This window comes from Pseudomonas sp. LAIL14HWK12:I1 (genome assembly GCF_003202095.1).
GTDB lineage: Bacteria > Pseudomonadota > Gammaproteobacteria > Pseudomonadales > Pseudomonadaceae > Aquipseudomonas > Aquipseudomonas monteilii.
The window spans coordinates 123082-140716 of the sequence record NZ_QJKG01000011.1; the positions used below are offsets into that span (position 1 = coordinate 123082).

General features: G+C 64.0%; 15 protein-coding genes and 1 pseudogene. 4 read left to right on the top strand and 12 right to left on the bottom strand.

From position 1 onward, the window contains the following. Window positions 1–24: 24 nt before the first annotated feature. A complete protein-coding gene (locus D906_RS23355) occupies window positions 25–2442 on the bottom strand; it encodes a glucose/quinate/shikimate family membrane-bound PQQ-dependent dehydrogenase (protein WP_027608914.1) in 2418 nt (805 codons plus the stop codon). Window positions 2443–2661: 219 nt separating this feature from the next. Further along, the gene (locus tag D906_RS23360) at window positions 2662–3012 is read right to left on the bottom strand and encodes a cupin domain-containing protein (protein WP_019098375.1); all 351 of its coding nucleotides are present in this window, start codon (window positions 3010–3012) and stop codon (window positions 2662–2664) included. 117 nt (window positions 3013–3129) lie between these two features. On the opposite strand from D906_RS23360, the gene D906_RS23365 reads away from it, so the two are divergent. Next, the gene (locus D906_RS23365) at window positions 3130–4029 is read left to right on the top strand and encodes a LysR family transcriptional regulator (protein WP_025752583.1); all 900 of its coding nucleotides are present in this window, start codon (window positions 3130–3132) and stop codon (window positions 4027–4029) included. A 111-nt stretch (window positions 4030–4140) separates the two neighbouring features. Then, the gene (locus D906_RS23370; RefSeq protein WP_016713872.1) at window positions 4141–5340 is read left to right on the top strand and encodes an MFS transporter; all 1200 of its coding nucleotides are present in this window, start codon (window positions 4141–4143) and stop codon (window positions 5338–5340) included. 9 nt (window positions 5341–5349) lie between these two features. On the opposite strand, the gene D906_RS23375 is transcribed toward D906_RS23370, so the two are convergent. After that, on the bottom strand, window positions 5350–5961 hold the full coding sequence (locus D906_RS23375) for a LysE family translocator (protein WP_016713873.1): 612 nt from the start codon (window positions 5959–5961) through the stop codon (window positions 5350–5352). A gap of 105 nt (window positions 5962–6066) precedes the next feature. On the opposite strand from D906_RS23375, the gene D906_RS23380 reads away from it, so the two are divergent. Beyond that, window positions 6067–7041 (top strand): GlxA family transcriptional regulator, encoded by a 975-nt coding sequence (locus D906_RS23380; protein WP_019098099.1) that lies wholly within the window; start codon window positions 6067–6069, stop codon window positions 7039–7041. Window positions 7042–7069: 28 nt separating this feature from the next. Here D906_RS23380 and D906_RS23385 read toward each other — a convergent pair whose 3' ends face one another. From D906_RS23385 to D906_RS27145, 8 genes and pseudogenes are all read right to left on the bottom strand, one after another. After that, window positions 7070–7921 (bottom strand): CAP domain-containing protein, encoded by an 852-nt coding sequence (locus tag D906_RS23385; protein WP_025752580.1) that lies wholly within the window; start codon window positions 7919–7921, stop codon window positions 7070–7072. Window positions 7922–8216: 295 nt separating this feature from the next. Next, window positions 8217–8828: a cell wall hydrolase gene (locus tag D906_RS23390; RefSeq protein WP_019096670.1), complete on the bottom strand. Its 612-nt coding sequence runs from the start codon at window positions 8826–8828 to the stop codon at window positions 8217–8219. Between the two features lie 33 nt (window positions 8829–8861). After that, window positions 8862–9779: an AEC family transporter gene (locus D906_RS23395; protein WP_019096669.1), complete on the bottom strand. Its 918-nt coding sequence runs from the start codon at window positions 9777–9779 to the stop codon at window positions 8862–8864. A gap of 124 nt (window positions 9780–9903) precedes the next feature. Continuing rightward, complete coding sequence (locus D906_RS23400; protein WP_016713877.1) at window positions 9904–10767, bottom strand: LysR family transcriptional regulator; 864 nt, start codon at window positions 10765–10767, stop codon at window positions 9904–9906. Window positions 10768–10837: 70 nt separating this feature from the next. Continuing rightward, on the bottom strand, window positions 10838–11686 hold the full coding sequence (locus tag D906_RS23405) for a proline/glycine betaine ABC transporter permease (protein WP_019096668.1): 849 nt from the start codon (window positions 11684–11686) through the stop codon (window positions 10838–10840). Next, a complete protein-coding gene (locus D906_RS23410; protein WP_027614943.1) occupies window positions 11683–12699 on the bottom strand; it encodes an ABC transporter substrate-binding protein in 1017 nt (338 codons plus the stop codon). Before D906_RS23410 ends, D906_RS23405 begins: the two co-directional genes overlap by 4 nt. A 95-nt stretch (window positions 12700–12794) precedes the next feature. Beyond that, complete coding sequence (locus D906_RS27140) at window positions 12795–13550, bottom strand: methyl-accepting chemotaxis protein (protein ID WP_371104846.1); 756 nt, start codon at window positions 13548–13550, stop codon at window positions 12795–12797. Window positions 13551–13652: 102 nt separating this feature from the next. Further along, window positions 13653–14939: pseudogene (locus D906_RS27145) on the bottom strand (HAMP domain-containing protein); the annotation flags it as partial. 224 nt (window positions 14940–15163) lie between these two features. On the opposite strand from D906_RS27145, the gene D906_RS23425 reads away from it, so the two are divergent. Further along, window positions 15164–16483 (top strand): Na+/H+ antiporter family protein, encoded by a 1320-nt coding sequence (locus tag D906_RS23425; protein ID WP_016713881.1) that lies wholly within the window; start codon window positions 15164–15166, stop codon window positions 16481–16483. 13 nt (window positions 16484–16496) lie between these two features. Here the strand turns inward: D906_RS23425 and D906_RS23430 are convergent, their stop codons facing one another. Next, window positions 16497–17504, bottom strand: coding sequence for a FecR family protein (locus D906_RS23430; protein WP_025752573.1), 1008 nt, complete (start codon window positions 17502–17504; stop codon window positions 16497–16499). Between the last annotated feature and the right edge of the window lie 131 nt (window positions 17505–17635).

Consider the following 17635-nt stretch of genomic DNA (forward strand, 5'->3'; position numbering starts at 1 on the left):
GCCGGCGATGCAGGCGACGCGGTCTTACGGCAGTGCGTAAGAAATCACGTAGTCGCCACGGTCAGTCGACTGGCGCGCACCGCCAGCAGTGATCACCACGTACTGCTTGCCGGTCTTCGGCGAGACGTAGGTCATCGGGCCGCCCTGGCTGCCCACTGGCAGGCGGGCCTTCCAGATTTCGTTACCGTTGCTGCTGTCGTAGGCGCGTAGGTAGAAGTCCTGGGTACCGGCGATGAACACCAGGCCGCCTTGGGTCGACAGGGTGCCGCCCAGGGTTGGCAGGCCGATCTTGATCGGCAGGTGCATGCGGATGCCGAGCGGGCCGGTGTCTTCAACAGTGCCCACCGGAACCTGCCAGGCCACCTGACGGGTCTTCATGTCGATAGCGGTCAGGGTGCCGAACGGCGGGGCCTGGCACGGAATGCCGGCGACCGACAGGAAGCGGTTCTTGTTCACCGCATACGGGGTGCCCTTGAGCGGTACAGCGCCCATGCCAGTGTTCAGTGCTTCGCCACCGGACGCCGCGCCACCCTTGTTCTGCGACGGGATCATCTGGATCCACAGGCCCAGGCGCATGTCGTTGACGAAGATGAAGCCATGCACCGGGTCGGTGGAGATGCTGCCCCAGTTCATGCCACCCAGCGAACCCGGGAAACTCAGCGACAGGTCGGTGCCTGGCGCGGTGTACAGGCCGTCGTAGCGCATTTTCTTGAAGTCGATGCGGCACAGCAGCTGGTCATACGGGGTGGCGCCCCACATGTCCGACTCGGTCAGGGTTTGTGCGCCGATCTGCGGCATACCCACCGATTTTGGCTGGGTCGGGGAGTACGGCTCGTTCGGAATGTTGCTTGGCTTGACCGGTACTTCGTCGACCTGGGTCAGCGGCTTGCCGGTGGCGCGGTCGAGCACGTAGATCTGCCCGGCCTTGGTGCCGATCACCACCGCAGGTACCGACTGGCCGTCGTCCTTGGTGAAGTCGATCAAGCTCGGCTGCATGGGCAGGTCGAAGTCCCACAGGTCGTTGTGAACGGTCTGGAATACCCACTTCTGGTTGCCGGTGGTGGCGTCCAGGGCCAGCACCGAAGCGCCGTAGGTGTGGTCCAGTTTGCTGCGTTCAACGCCATAGATGTCGGTGGACGACGAGCCCATCGGCAGGAACACAGTGTTCATCGCCGGGTCGTAGGACATCGGTGCCCAGCTGTTCGGGGTGCTGCGCACGTAGGTGCTGTCGCCCTGGGGGGCCTGGCGATCTTCCGGGTTGCCCGGGTCGAAGGCCCAGCGCATTTCACCGGTGATTACGTCGAAACCACGGATCACGCCGCCTGGCATGTCCGTCTGGACGTTGTCGGCTACACGGCCGCCGACCACCACGGTAGTGCCGGCCATCAGCGGTGCCGAGGACAGCTGGTAGTAAGAGTCCGGTACGTTGCCCAGGCCCGCTTTCAGGTCCACCTGGCCGTTGTTGCCGAAGCCTTGGCAGAACTCGCCGTTGTCGGCGTCCACAGCAATCAGTCGGCCGTCGATGGTGTTGGTCAGCAGGCGACGCTGGCAGTTGGCACCGGCCGGCACGCTTGCCACCGTGATCGGCGAGCTGTTCGGCTGGGTCGGCTGGGCGATGGCGACCGTGGCATCGAAGTATGCCATGCCACGGCAACGCTGCCAGACCTTGGACTGGGCGTTGATTGCGTTCTTCCACAGCTCTTTGCCGGTGTCGGCATCCAGGGCGATCAGGTTGTTGTGCGGGGTGCAGATGAACACCTTGTTGCCGATCTGCAGCGGGGTCAGCTGGTCTTCGGCACCGTTGCCGTCACTGATGGCCACGTCACCGGTGCGGTAGGTCCAGGCCACTTTCAGCTTGTTGACGTTGTCGCGGTTGATCTGGTCCAGCGCGGCGAAGCGGCTGCCACCTTCGGTGTTGCCGTAGTGGGCCCAGTCTTTCTGCTGCTTGCCATCTTCGACCGGGGTCATGCCCGGGCCGTTGCCAGTGGGGGCAACGCTTGGGTGGGCAACGAACATGTTGCCGGCGGCGATCACCAGCACCACGGCCATCACCCCGGCAACGCCGTAGGCACCACGGCCGGCGCTGGCGCCGTTGGCACGCGCCAGCAGCGGGTAGACCAACGCTACGACCATGCCGATTGCGCCGAACATGAACAGGCGCGAGAACAGCGGCCAGAACACCAGGCCGGCGTCGATCAGCGCCCAGGCGGCGGTACCCACCAGGAATGCCGCGTACAGCCAGGCACCGGCCTGCTTGCGCCGGGCAATCAGCACACCGGCGATGGCCATGGCCAGGCCGCCGATCAGGAAGTACCAGGAACCGCCCAGGCCGGCCAGCTTGACGCCGCCAGCAGCAAGGAGGAGGCCGAGCAGGGCGATGATCACGCCCAGGCCAACCAGGAGGATGTTTGTGGCGCCAGAGGCGCGCGGTGTTTCTTTCATGCCAGGGATCTCAGCAGGTGGAATGTGCGCAGTCTAAGCCCTTAGCTTGCTAATTAACAAGTTGGTACATAATTTTGTGAGGCTGATTGTCGCAGGGCTGAGTTTGCGAAGATGTGGCTAAAATTCTAGAACATGTGCTTAAAAATGCATTAAACGATATGTTCAGGTTGGCTAATAATTTTGTATTCATACGTTGGTCGAGTTGGCGTTTGGCCATAGTCACACCGGCCAAGGCACGCTGCTGCTGTAAAAAACGGCGAGCCAGACAGTCGCCATTCCGGGTGCAGTCCACTCCACGCGGTGGCGGTAGTGCGGCGGGATGTCCAGGCAATCGCCCGGCTTCAGCAGGCGGGTGTGCTGCTCATGTTCGAAACGCAGGCCGGCAGCACCACTGAGCAGCACGATCCACTCGCCTTCGGCCTGGTCGTACCAGAACCCGGGCGGGCTGGCCTGGCCGCTGGAGACGATACGCTCCACGCGCAGGCCTGGGCGGCTGAGCAGTTCATCGATACATTCGGCGCTGGTAGGGTCGCACGGTGGCAGGGCAGTCAGCAGGTTACCGGGTGTCATGGGAAGCCTCGCTTGAATGGGAGTTGTTCCACTATGGACGCTATCGCCGCGTAGCGCGTTTCTTGACCCGCCCTGCGGTTTGTAAGAACTTTCTGAGTTTTGGAAGACGTGCAGCAGATGGACAAACTCCTGGCGATGAAAATGTTCGTAGCTACCGTCGATGCTCAGGGCTTTTCTGCGGCTGCACGCAGGCTTGGGTTGGCGACGTCGTCGGTAACCCGCCTGGTTGATGCCCTGGAAACGGCCGTGGGTGCTTCGTTGCTCAATCGCTCGACGCGCCAGGTCAGCCTGACCGAGGCCGGAGCCCGGTACTATGAGCGGGCCCGCAGCATTTTCGAGGCGCTGGACGAGGCCGATGCCAGTGTTGCCGACCGTGGCGAGGAGCCTGTCGGTGTCTTGAGGCTGTGCCTGCCGGTGGAGTTCGGCAGGCGGGTCATCGCCCCGCACCTGGGGCCGTTTCTGGCGCGGCACCCGGCGTTGGAGCTGGATATCGACCTCAGCGACCGGCTGGATGACCTGCTGGACGGCCGTTATGACCTGTCGATTCGCCTGGGCGACCCCTCGCCCAATGACGAACTGGTGTGTCGCCAACTTGGCCGCTTCGAGCGGTGGCTGGTGGCCAGCCCGGCATACCTGGCCGGGCGTGACCCGCTGCATCACCCCCGGCAACTGTTGGAGCACGCCTGCCTGCGCTTCCGTTATGGGCAAAAGGCACGGCCCTGGCGCCTGGCGCGCGGGCAGGACAGCCTGGAGCTGAACGTAACCGGGCCGTTGCGCAGCGCCAATGCCGACATGTTGCGTGAAACCGCGCTGGCGGGCAGCGGCATCGCACTGCTGGCCGATTGGCTGGTACACGAGGATGTGCAGGCCGGGCGTTTGCAGCGGGTGTTGCCCGACTGGCAGGTCAGCCCAGGCATGGCCAACAACAGCATCAACGCCCTGTACCTGCCCAACCACCGTGGCTCGCGGCGGGTGAATGCGTTCATCGACTTTTGCGCAGCGTTGATGGAGCGGTAGGCGCGGCATTGCGCGGTGTGCAAAGCCGCGTTGCGCCAGCAGCGGATTCTCTGCACTGAGACGTCTGGGTAAGGTAGCCGGCATACTCCACTCCTTGCCGAGGAACCTCGCATGAATCCCTCCCTTGCCGCCGCGCAGCCCGCAGCCACCGGCCTGAGCCGGGCCCTGGTCGTGCTGCTGGCGTTCTGCTGTGGCGCAATCGTTGCCAACATCTATTACGCCCAGCCCATTGTCGGCTTGATCGCACCGGACCTTGGGCTGTCCACCGAACATGCCAGCCTGATCGTGTCTCTCACCCAGTTGGGTTACGCCCTGGGCCTGCTGTTGCTGGTGCCGCTGGCCGACCTCTTGGAAAACCGCCGGTTGATGGTCGGCACCGCTGTGCTGGCTTGCGTCAGCCTGCTGTTGGCGGGCACCAGCAGCAGCGGCCAGGGCCAGCTGTTCCTGGGCTATGCGCTGTTGATCGGGTTCAGCTCAGTGGCGGTGCAGATGCTCATTCCACTGGCAGCGCACTTGGCGCCAGAGGCGCAGCGTGGCCGGGTAGTGGGCAACATCATGGGCGGCCTGTTGCTGGGTATCCTGCTGGCGCGGCCGTTGTCCAGCCTGGTGGCCGACCACTTCGGCTGGCGCGCCGTGTTCATTGGCGCCGCCGGGGTGATGCTGGCGATCATCCTGCTGCTGGCGCTGACCCTGCCGCAGCGTCGGCCTGCGCACAAGGCCAGCTATGCCGGGCTGATGCTGTCGCTGCTTACCCTGCTGCGCCGTTATCCGCTGCTGCGCCAACGCTCGTTGTACCAGGCACTGATGTTTGCAGCGTTCAGCCTGTACTGGACAGCCGTGCCGATGGCGTTGGCGGGTGAGCATGGCCTGTCGCAGAGCCAGATTGCCGTGTTTGCCCTGGTGGGGGCGGTGGGGGCCGTTGCCGCGCCCTTGGCTGGCCGCCTGGCCGATGCCGGGCACGCTCGGGCCGGCTCGCTGCTGGCCCTGCTGCTGGCACCGGCGGCCTTGTTGCTGGGGCTGACGGCGCCGGGTTACAGCGTGATTGGCCTGGGGCTTACCGGTGTGCTGCTGGATTTTGCGGTGCAGATGAACATGGTCATTGGCCAGCGCGAAGTGTATGCCCTGGACCCGGCCAGCCGGGGGCGGTTGAACGCGGTGTACATGACCAGCATCTTCCTGGGCGGGGCACTGGGTTCGGCGGTAGCCAGTGCGCTGTTCAGCCAGCTCGGCTGGCAGGGGGTGGCACTGGTGGGCGCAGGCTTGCCCTGCCTCGCATTGCTGGTGTTCCTGTTCAAGGCCCGGGGCAACTGACAAGGGGCGTCATCGGCCAAGCGGCAGCGCCACACCGATCAGGGCAAACAGGCTGCCGCAGCAACGGTTGAAACCCTTCCCCCCCTTGGCCAGCCAAGGCCGAATACGAAATGCCAACCGCGCCAGCAGGTACTCGACCAGGAACTCGACGCTGGCGAAGGTCGTTGCCATCACCACGAACTGCAGCATCAAGCCGCGTTGCGGGTCGATGAACTGCGGCAGAAAGGCCCCATAGAACAGCAGCACCTTGGGGTTGGCCATGGCCGACAACAGGCCTTGGCGGAACAGGCCGGCATTGCCAAGCCGAGCGCTGCGCTCGTTCAGTTCCAGGTGCAGCCCCGGGCTGCGCCACAGCTGGATACCCAACCAGACCAGATAAGCACCCCCCACCCATTTCAACACACTCAGCACCGAGGCCGAGGTTTGCAGCAAGGCACTGAGGCCAAACATCGCCAGGGCGATGAGGGCGCTGAAGCCGAACACCCCGCCAACGATCGTGAACAACGTTCGCCGGGCGCCGTACAGGGCACCATGGGTCAGGGCCAGCAAGCTGTTGGGGCCTGGGGTCAGTGACAGGCCAATGCTGGCCAGCAGGTAAATGAGCCAGGTGTCGAGTGCCATTTGCGCAAGTGCCTTGTTGGTGTGGAGGGGGCCAGTTTATGGCGCGAACTGCGCCCATGAAGGGTAGTATCTAGACATTGAACAGTCGTTTCTGGACGCAACACCATGCTGCCTGATATCCGTTTGCTGATCCTGCCGTTACCGGATTTTGCCCTGTTGCCGTTCGGCGCCTTTCTCGACAAGTTGCGCTTCAGCGCCGATGACGAAGACTACAGTCAGCAGCGCTACTGCAGCTGGACCGTGGCAGGGCTCAGCCTCGACCCGGTGCCATCGAGCAGTGGCGCGGTGGTGCAGGTCGAGGCCGATGCCGGCCAGGTCGATCTGACCCGTTTCGACTATCTGGTCGTGTTCGGCGGGCGCAATGCCATGGCCACTGCCGCGTTGGCGCCGCGCTACCAGGCCTTGCTCAGGCGGGCCGGCAAAGCCGGGGTCAAGCTGGTAGGGGTCGACAACGGCGCCTTCCTGCTGGCTGCCTGCGGGCTGTTGCAAGGGCACAAGGTGGTGGTGCACTGGCGCCACGAAGCCGAGTTTCGTGCAGCATTCCCGCAGTTGCAGGTGTTGCGTGAGCAGCTGTATTGCATCGACGGCAGCCGTATCACCTGCGCAGGTGGTACGGCGGCTATCGACCTGGCGGTGGCGTTGTTGTCACAGGCCTGCGGGCGAACCCGGGCGCTCAAAGGGCTGGCCGACATGCTGGTGGACGAAACCCGCGACAGCCGCCATGCGCTACGCTCGCTTGAGCTGGCCGCCGGGCAGGGGCGGCAGGTGCAGCGGGCACAAGCTTTGATGCGCCATCACCTGGCTACGCCGCTGGCATTGGAGCAACTGGCGGCTGAACTGGGCATCAGCCGGCGTCAGCTCGACCGCCAGTTTCAGGCCAGCCATGGCATGAGCGCCAAGGCCTGGTGGCTGGAGATGCGCTTGCAGCAGGCGCGCTGGCGCTTGCTCAATTCCAGCCACAGCCTGGCGCAGATTGCCGATGAAGTAGGGCTGGGCGATGCCAGTTACCTGGGTAAATGCGTGCGGCGGCGATTTGGGTGTACGGCCTTGGCGTTGCGAGCAGGCAATCATCCAGGATGAAACTCGGTGCACATCCTTGTGGAAGCGCTTACTGCGGTGTCCCGAACAAACCCGTCCAGTAGATCCCTGCATCACTCTTAGGGTCCACCGCATAAGCCGCACCCAATTCACGGAAGTCCGGGTTCATCAGCGTGGCGCAATGCCCAGGGCTCTGCAGCCAGCCTTCGACTACCTTGTGCGCGGTATCACGCCCGGCCGCAATGTTCTCTCCAATCTGCTGATACAGGTAACCCGCCAGTTCCGCCCGGTCACCCGGGGTACGGCCTTCCTTGTCGATGTGGTCGAAGAAGTTCTGGTTGGCCATGGCCCGTGTGTGGCTGGCGGCGACGCCGGCCAGTGCCGTGCTCCAGCTCAGGGCGGGGGCGGCGGCGAAGGGGTGGCCACCGCATTGGCGCGGCACCTTGCGCGCGGCGTTGATTTCCTGCAGCACCTTCTGCCCTTCGGCCTGCCAGTCACCCAGGCGGCCGCTGAGCAGTGGGCGGGCCAGTACGATGCGCCAGTCGCGGCCCTCCTGGCTGACGCCGATATCGACGAACTGCGGGTCGAGCACCACCTGGCAAAAGCTTTCTTCGATGGCGTGCATGGCAGCGCGCGCATCGCGTGGCCCCGACAGGCTGATGGCCTGAACGTTGACCATGGGGTAGGCGGCGCGGGTCATGGCCTGCTGCAGGTCACGGGTGCCTTCTGGCGACAGCGCCAGGCGGGTGTCGCTGTTGAGCGGCGGCAGCTCCAGCGACGCCTCGCCACCGCAGGGCTGGGCCTGGCTGCGGTAGACATTGATCGAATCGATCAGTTGCGCCTCTTCGCCGGTGACAGCCAGTGCCCCGGTCGATACGACAAGGCCCAGCGACAAGGCGGCAACGGATGACAGGACGCGCATGTGGATCTCCCTATGACTGGCAGCGTCGTGGTATGCGCTGCTCATCCTACACAAGCCCGGGGCTTTTGGCCCCTGGCGGGTGCAAAGCAATGAAACGCCGGCAATCGTTGCGGGCGGCAAAAGAGGGAGTAGACCACTGGTCGGCACAAAAGTGCGATTACTTGGTAATCATTCGTAACATTGGCTAGAAACAATCCTCAAACGCCAACTGTTCCCAACCTCCCAGGTAGCCCAGGGTGACCCACGGCTGGTCAAGTTTTCAGGTAGCATCGGTTTCTGATTGCTCGGTACCGCATCAACGGGCCAACGCCTGATTCGGCTTATAGAACAGGAAATGCGTGGTCTGCGCCGTCTTGCGGTAGGTCTTGGCCCAGTCGGGATGCACGGTGCGGTCGTGGAAGTACAGGGCGCCGCCGGTGGGGTCTTTCAACTGTTGGTTAAGCGCCTTGCGCGCGATTTCCTTGGCCACACCGTAGCGTTGCGCTTCCTCGACCTGGTCCGGGCGCCCGTCGCACCACCAGGAAAACTGGCACGCCTTGGTTTCCACGCCCTGTTTGACCACGCCGCAGATGGTATCGGGGAAGCCATCGTGGCCCAGGCGGTTGAGCACCACACTGGCCACAGCCGACATGTCTTCGGCGTCGGCGCCCTTGGCTTCCCAGTAGATGGTGCGGGCCAGGCAGGTGATGCTGTCGTCCAGCGGTGCCTGGCCGGCGGGATCGACCGCCTGGGCTTCACCTGGGGTCAGTTTTTCTGCTTTCTTGGGAGGAGGGGCGTCTTCCACCACCTTTTCTTCAAGCACTTCGGCCTTGTCTTCAGCCACTGCGGCCATGGCGGTGTCGGCTGCGTGCAAGGGGCCTGCGAGCAGGGCCGAGGTCAAGCCGATCAGGATCCAGGCAAGGCGCATGGGCAAGCTTCCGAAAGAGGGGCTGATACCAGTCTAGCCAAGCGTAAGCATTAGTACCAAAGGCAGGGTGGCTGCGGCGGCCACTGTCTGCAGGGCAATGATGGTGGCCATCAGCGGGGCGTTGCCACCCATTTGCCGGGCCATCACGTAGGACGAAGAGGCGGTAGGCAGGGCCTGGAACAGCACCGCCACGACCGCTGCCTGGCCACTCAGGCCAACCAGGCGGCACAAGCCCCAGGTGGTCAGCGGCATGACCAGGAACTTGAACGCCGAGGCGGCCATCAACGGTCGCACCTGCTGGCCCAGGCTGGCGCCACCCAGTGCCGCGCCAACGCACAGCAGGCCCATCGGCAGGGCGGCCTGGCCCAGCGCCTTGACCGTGGGTTCGATGCCGGGCGGCAGGCCCAGCCCCGTCACCCGCAGCAGTAAGCCGCCCGCGCAACCGACGATCAACGGGTTGGCGAAAATCGCCCTCAGCACCGTGGCCGGTGAACTGTGGCGGGCGCTGAAGCGGGCAAACACCAGCACGCACAGCAGGTTGACCAAGGGCACGATGGCGGCATTGGCCACTGCGGCCAGGGCGATGCCGGCGCTGCCGTAGATGCCGGCGGCCAGTGTGGCGCCAATGTAGTTGTTGAAGCGGATACCGCCCTGGAAGACCGACGTGAAATCGGCGCCATCGTGGCTCACAGCGCCTTGGTACAGCACCAGTAGCAGCGCCCCGGCCAGGGTCGACAGCATCAGCACACCGACCATCCCCAGCACTGGCACGCCGTCGAGGTTGGCCGTGGCCAGGCCGTGCAGGAACAACGAGGGAAGCAATACGTAGTAGCTCAGGCGTTCGGCACCCGGCCAGAAGCTTTCGGCCAAAAAGCCGCGAAGGCGCAGGAAGGTGCCCAGGGCAATCAGCAGGATGATCGGTAGCAGGGTGGTCAGCAGCAACGGGAGCATGTTCGACGTTCCGTGGTCGGGTACGCGCACAGACTACGGGTGAGAAAGGGTTTGTAAAAACGTTGTTTTCTGCACTGACTGTTGAGAAAAAATGCATTGTTGAGGCGACGGCGCCCGTTGGCGCTCACGCTTCCAAGGCCGTCTTCAGCACCGCACTTAAATGCCGCCGCTGGCTTTTCTCATGCTCCAGCAACACCACCCGCCGGGTCAGTTGCGGTTCGCCAAACGGCAGGCAGGTGGCGGGCGGCAGGCGTTGCAGGTCGTCATCCGCCATGGGGATGATCGCCACGCCCAGGCCCATCACGGCCATGCGCGCCAGGGCCTCCTGGCTGTCCAGCTCCATTTGCTCGCTCACCTGCAGATGCTGGCGGCGCAGTTCCTGCTCGATCTGCCGCCCGGCCCAGGCGCGTTTGTCGAAGCGCAGGAACGGTTGGCTGGCCAGCAACTCGGCTACACCGTGCCCGGCCAGTTCCGGGCTGGCGATGGCCCAGAAGCGGTCCTCGAACAACGGTGTGAAGTCCAGGCTTTGCGGGTAGGGGCTGACCGGCTCGGTGGTGATCGCTGCATCGAGTTCGCCGTCCTCCACGCGCCGCGCCAGTTCCGCCGACATCCCCGACGCCACGCTGATATGCAATTGCGGATGGTGGGTCTTGATCCAGACCAGCGCCTTGGGCAGGCGCCGCGCCAGCACCGTGTGGATGGCCCCCAGGCGCAGGCGGCCACGCAGGCCAGGGCCACTGGCCAAGGCGTCGGCCAGTTCGTCATAGGCGCCCAGGATGGTTTCGGCACGCGCCACGGCCAACTGGCCGGCCTCGGTCAGTACCACCTGCCGACGGCTGCGGTCGAACAAGGTCACCTGCAATTCGTCTTCAAGGGTTTTGATGTGCAGGCTCACTGCCGAAGGTGTGAGGCTGAGCAGGTCGGCGGCGCGGGCAAAGGTGCCATGTCGGGCGATGGTTACCAGGGTGCGCAGGGCTTTGAGGGACATGCGGATGAGGTCCGGTTTCAAGCTGACAGAGCTGCATTGTCAGGCCCGGCCCTATCGCCGGCAACACTGTTCAGTGCCCGTTGCGCCCGTACGCCTGGCTGATCCGGTCAATCACCATGGCCAACGCGACAATTGCCAGCCCGGCCTCCACACCTTGCCCCACATTCAGCGTCTGGATCCCCATCAGTACATCCTCACCCAACCCGCGGGCGCCGATCATCGAAGCCATCACCACCATTGACAGGGCCATCATTACCGACTGGTTCAGCCCGGCCATGATGCTCGGCAGCGCCAGCGGAAGGGCAATGCGCCGCAAGCGTTGCCAGCGGCTGGCCCCCAGACCGTGCGCGGCCTGTAGCAGCGAGGGGTCGATCTGGCTCAGGCCCAGTTCGGTCAATCGCACCAACGGCGGCAGGGCGTAGATCAGTGTGGCAAACACGGCGGGCACCTTGCCCAGGCCGAACAGCATCAGCACCGGGATCAGGTAAACGAAAGCAGGCAGCGTCTGCATCACATCCAGCACCGGCAACAACAGCCGCTTCGCCAGTGGCCGGGCAGCCAGCAGAATGCCCAGCGGCACGCCCACCAGCACGCACAGGCCGGTACTCACCAGCACCAAGGCCAAGGTTTGCAGCAGTTTGTCCCACAGCCCGAGCATGCCGATCAGGGCCAGCAGCGACACCAGTACCGCACTGCGCAGCAGGCTTCGGCTGGCGTGCCAGGCAAGCACGCCTACCAGCAGCAACAACAGCCACCACGGCAACAGGCGCAGCAGGTTTTCCAGGCCTACCAGCAGTTGCAGCAACTGGTCGGAAACACTACGCAAATGATCGCCGTAGTTCAGCACCAGCCAATCGACCAACCGGTTGACGCTGTCGGCAAAGGAAAACTGCAAGGCTTGCGGGAAGCCGTTGCTCACAGGCTGCCCTCGACCCTGGCGGCGACTTCACTGGGTAGCCAGGCCTTCCAGACGTCAAGGTTGTCACGCAGGAAGGCGAGGGCGGCATCGCGCGGCGGCGTGCGTTTTTCGCTCATGTCGGCCAGCGCCTTGTTGAGCCGGTCGATCGGCAAGTCGACCTGTTCGAACACCGTCACCAGGTCCGGGTAGCCTTCACGGAAGGCTTTGGACACACCAATCGACAACTTTGCCGGCAGCGAACGGCTGCCCTGCGGGTTGGGGTTGCTGGCATCGGTGAGGGTGGCCCAGGCCTGGGCATCGAACGGTGGTTCTTCAAGCCGTATGAGCTTGTAGCGCCCCATCAATGGGGTCGGGTTCCAGTAGTAGAACAACACCGGCTGGCCACGGCGGATGGCTGAGCCGATTTCGGCATCCATCGCAGCACCGGAGCCACTGCGGAAGTTGGTGTACAGGTTGTCCAGGCCGTATGCCTTGAGCTTCTGGCTGTTGACCGTTTCCGATGTCCAGCCAGTGGGGCTGTTCAGGAAGCGACCTTTGTCGGGCGACTCGGGGTCACGAAATACCTGCGGGTAACGCTTGAGGTCGTCGACATGGCGCAATTCGGGCGCCATGGGCTTCAGTTTGCGAGCGGCGTCGCCCTCGATCACATACGCAGGCACCCACCAGCCTTCTTCGGCGTTCTTCACCGTATCACCCAGTGCGAATACCTGGCCTGCCTGCTCGGCTTTGACCCACGCCGGGCTGCGTCCGGCCCACTCTTCGGCGATCACTTGCAGGTCGTTGCGGGCCAGGGCCACCTCCATGCTGACCGTGCTGCCGGGCAGGGTGTCTGTAGGGTAGCCATAACCGCGCTCCACGATCAGCCGCAGGATTTCGGTAGTGAGGGCGCCGCTTTCCCAGCCGATGGCACCAAAATGGATGGGTGGGCGTTGTTCTGCCGAAGCGGCACTGTCAGTACTTGCCAGGCCTACGGCCAGCAGCAGGCCGGCCAGCAGTGTTGAAAGCTTCTTCATCCAGACCTCGTCGTTTGCCGCGCCTTGGGTGCAGGCAAGTGTAGACGACGAGGTTTGAGCGGTATTCAGGGCCGCACGAGGCGGCCCTATCTGCCTCAGACGCGGAACTGGTCCATCAGCGCCTGCTGCTGGTTGGCCAGGCTGTTCAGCGACTGGCTGACCCGCGCCGACTCGTTGGCCTGGCCCGACAGCGACTCCGTAACGTCGCGGATCGTCGCCACATTGCTGTTGATTTCTTCAGCCACCGCGCTTTGCTCTTCGGCGGCCGAGGCGATCTGCAGGTTCATGTCGGTAATCACGGTCACCGCCTGGCCGATACGCTGCAATGCCGTCACGGCCTGGCCAACCTGCTCGACGCCGCCCTGGGCCTGGCGATGGCTGTTGTCCATGGCGTCGACCACTTCGCGGGTGCCTGCCTGCAAGGCTTCGATCACCTGGCGGGTTTCTTCCACCGACTCCTGGGTACGCCGGGCCAGGTTGCGCACTTCATCGGCCACCACGGCAAAGCCACGGCCGGCTTCACCGGCGCGGGCAGCCTCGATGGCCGCGTTGAGGGCCAGCAGGTTGGTCTGCTCGGCAATCGAGCGGATCACCTCCAGCACCGAGCCGATCTTCTCGCTGTTTTGCGCCAGGCCCTGGACCTCGGCCATGGCGTCGCTCATGTTGGCGGCCAGGGCATCGATGCTGGTGGTGGTGTGGTCGATCACCGCCAGGCCTTCACGGGTGGCCTGGTCGGCATCACGGGCAGCCTGCGCGGCCTGGGCCGCGCTGCGGGCCACGTCCTGGGCGGTGGCGCTCATTTCGTGCGAGGCGGTGGCCACCTGGTCGACCTGGCGGTACTGCTGTTCCATGCCCGCGCTGGTTTCACTGGCAATGGCCGAGGACTGGTCGGCGGTACCTCGGGCGGCCTGCACCGAGCGTTTGACCTCTGCGATGGTCGGCTGCAGCTTGTCGAGGAAGCGGTTGAACCAGCCGGCCAGTTCGCCCAGTTCGTCCTGTTTCTGGTAGGCCAGGCGCCCGGTCAGGTCGCCCTCACCACTGGCAATGTCCTTGAGCATGGCGGCCACGCCAAGGATGGGCCGGGTAACGCCACGGGCCATCAGCCACACCATCAGCAGGCCGGCAATGGCTGCAGCCAAACCCAGGCCCAGCTCAAGCAAGGTGCCGCTGGTATTCAGCGTGTCCAGTTCCTGCTTCAGTTTTTCGGCTGGCCCTGTCAGGGCGTTTTCCGGTACATCCAGCAGCACGCCCCAAGGTTGGGCGTCGGGGATCGGTCGGAACGCGGCCAGCACTTTCAGGCGCTGTTGGTCGTGCAGGATGGTCATCTTGCCATCGGCCAGCTTGCGCACCAGTTCGGCGCCGTTGGTCGGGTCCACCTGATCGAAGCGCTGGGCCAGCTTGCTGGCATCGGCGCTGTAGCCGGCCAGCAGGCCGACCGGGCTGAGGATGCCGACCGTGGTGCGGCCTTCGTACAGGCTGCGGCTGGCGTCCTGGCTGAGGGCCTGGAGGCTGTTGAGGTTGATGTCGATGGACAGGGTGGCAATGATCTTGCCGTTGACCGCCAGCGGGAAGACGATGCTGGTCATCAGCACCTGCTGGCCATTGATGTCGTAAAAGTAAGGCTCCACGACGCACACCTTGCCGGTGGTGCGCGGGCACACCCACCAGGTGTTGGCCGGCTGGCCGCTGGGGCCGATCTCGGTGTTGGCCATGTCATGCTCGGGCAGCGCCATGGCGGTCAGCTGGCCGGCGCGCGGTTGCGACCAGTACAGGGCAAAACGCCCGGTTTCGTTGCTGCCCAGCTCCGCCTTGCCGGCAAACAGGCTGTCCTTGTTGTCCAGTGCGTTGGGTTCGAACACCAGCGAGAGGCCAAGCAGGTCGGGGTTGGCCTGCAGCGCGGCGCGCACTTGGCGGGTCATGTCCTCGCGCAGGTCGAAGGCATCTAGATAGCGTTTTTCCGCCTGCTCACGCAGGAACAGCACCTGGCGGGCGAAGCCGGCACCGTACTGGTAGGCGTCCATGAACTGGCGGCGGATATTCAGGGCTTGCACCTCACCCTGCGACTCGATGCGCGATTGCGCCGCCTCGGTCAGCATCTGCATGCTGCTGGCCTTGACCAGGTCCGAGCTGTGGTCCATGCGGTACAGCGACAGGCCAACGAGCAAGGTGACGATGCCGGCCAGGCAGAGACCGGCGAGCAGGGTGATTTTCCACTGGATGGAAAGTTGTCGCAAAGGCATGGGGTCGGATCCCTTGTAATAAGAGTGTGGCTAGCGACTGTGTCGGCGGGCGCCGTTTTTTCTTTATTCAAACGTTCAATTTAATTGTTGAGGTCGCTTGCGATCCCCTGTGGGAGCGTGATCCTTTAGGAGTTGCTAATGCGCCGCAACATGGCGCTTTTGACATCTGCCGCCCACTGCTTCAGAGTTCGCGCTTTTTTCTGTCGTAATGAGGTAAGCCAACCATGAATGCAGTGATCGCCGCGGTCGGCATCATGCTGATACTCAGCCTGTCCCGCGTGCACGTGGTCATCGCCCTGATCATTGGCGCCCTGGTCGGTGGGCTGGTGGGCGGCCTGGGCGTCGAAGGCACGCTCAAGGCCTTCAACGGCGGCCTGGGCGGGGGTGCCACGGTGGCCTTGTCCTATGCACTGTTGGGCGCTTTTGCCGTGGCCATCGCCAAGTCCGGCCTGGCCCATGCCTTGGCTGACCGTGCACTGGCCATGATCGATCGCCAGGGCCACGCCAATGGCGGCAAGGTCAAATGGCTGATGATTGGCCTGATGCTGGTGGTGGCGGTGTCGTCGCAGAATATCCTGCCCATCCACATTGCCTTCATCCCGCTGCTGGTGCCGCCGCTTTTGTATGTGCTGACCCGTTTGCGCATCGACCGTCGGCTGATCGCCTGCGTCATCACCTTCGGTCTGATTACCCCGTACATGTTCCTGCCGGTGGGGTTTGGCAACATCTTCCTCAACGAAATCCTGCTGGCCAACGTTGCCCGTGCCGGTGTCGATGTGAGTGGCGTCAATGTGACCCAGGCCATGGCCATCCCGGCGGCAGGCATGCTCGCAGGCCTGTTGCTGGCGGTCTTCATCAGCTACCGAAAGAAGCGTGACTACGACCTGGCCCGCATCGAGCAGGTGGAACAGGTGAGCGTGCAGTACAACCCGCTGACACTGCTGGTGGCCGGGCTGGCAATTGCCGCAGCGTTCATCGTCCAGTTGTTGCTGGATTCGATGATCATCGGGGCCATGGTCGGCTTCCTGATTTTCTCGCTGTCGGGCATCGTCAAATGGAAGGACACCGATGACCTGTTCACCGAGGGTATGAAGATGATGGCCATGATCGGCTTCATCATGATTGCCGCCTCGGGGTTTGCCGATGTGATGAAGGCTACCGGTGAGGTTAAAAGCCTGGTGGAAACCTCGGCCCAGTGGATCGACCACAGCAAAGGCATCGGCGCCTTGCTGATGCTGCTGGTGGGCCTGCTGGTGACCATGGGTATCGGCTCGTCGTTCTCCACTGTGCCGATCCTGGCCGCGATCTTCGTGCCGCTGTGCGTGCAACTGGGCTTCGACCCGGTAGCCACGGTGTGCATCGTTGGTACTGCCGGTGCCTTGGGAGATGCGGGCTCGCCGGCTTCGGACTCGACCCTGGGCCCAACCTCGGGCCTGAACGTCGACGGCCAGCATCACCATATCTGGGACACCGTGGTGCCGACCTTCATCCACTACAACCTGCCGCTGCTGGCGTTCGGCTGGTTGGCTGCGATGACCTTGTAAGGCGGGGAGGGCGTCAGCCCTTGTCGGGCGGCGGCGAGATGCGGTTGAGCACGGTGCTGCCGTCCTTGCTGCGGGTCAGGTAGACCGGCAGCACCTTGGGCAGGTTGTTGACCAGGCGGCCCACTTCACGGGTGTTGTAAATGCCGCTGATGCGGATGCGACCGGTGCTGGCATCGGCCAGCAGCAGGGGCGCGTCGAGGTAGCGGTTGATCACCGGCAGCGCCTGTTCCAGGCTCAGGTTGTCGAGCACCAGCTTGCCGCTGCGCCAGGCCAGGCTGTTGCCGTAGTCGTCGCTCTGCTCCAGTTGGGGCTCGAAATCGCCCTGGTGGTAGCTGGCCTGCATGCCAGGCCCAAGGCGATAGCCGCCGGTGCTGCCATCGCTGGACACCAGTACCGAGCCTTCCACCAGCGTGACCTTGACCTGGTCCTGGTACTTCCACACGTTGAACTGGGTGCCGGTGACCCGTGTCTGGCCGCGACCGGCGTGCACGATGAACGGGTGGTTGCTGTCGTGCTGAACCTTGAAGAATGCCTCGCCGCGCTTGAGCGTGACCTGGCGCTGGTCCTTGTAGTTGAGGTAGGTGAGCTCGGTATTGAGGTTGAGCTGCACCGTGCTGCCGTCGCTCAGCTCCACGGTCTGCATGCGGTCACTGGCTTCGAAGTGCTGGTAGTGGTTGGGCAGCCAACCTTGTTCCCAGCCCACCCAACCGGCCAGCGGCAGTACCGCCAGGGCGATGGCTGCGGCAGACGCCAGCGGGCGCCAGCTGCGTGAACGCGCGGCATGTGGGGCTGGCGGGTTGAACTCGACGACAGTGGCAGTGCGTGGCAACAGGTCGGCGGTTTGCCAGATTTCCAGCATTGCCTCGTATTCCTCGGCATGCCGCGGATCTGCCGCCAGCCAGCGGGCAAAAGCCTCGCGCTCGCCAGCCGTGCAGTCTTCGGCGTGCAGGCGCATGCACCAATGCGCGGCAGCGTCGGTGATGGCATCGTCTGGGCTGGGATTGAGGCGGTCGTGGTTCATTGCGGCTCCGGGTTTTGCGCATTCTACCCTTGCCAGAGGGCTCCCGAGAACCGATGTAATGGCGAATGACTATCAGTTGTGCCGTTTTTTCGTCGGATTTGCAACGGTTTTTCAGCGTTTGAGAACCCTTC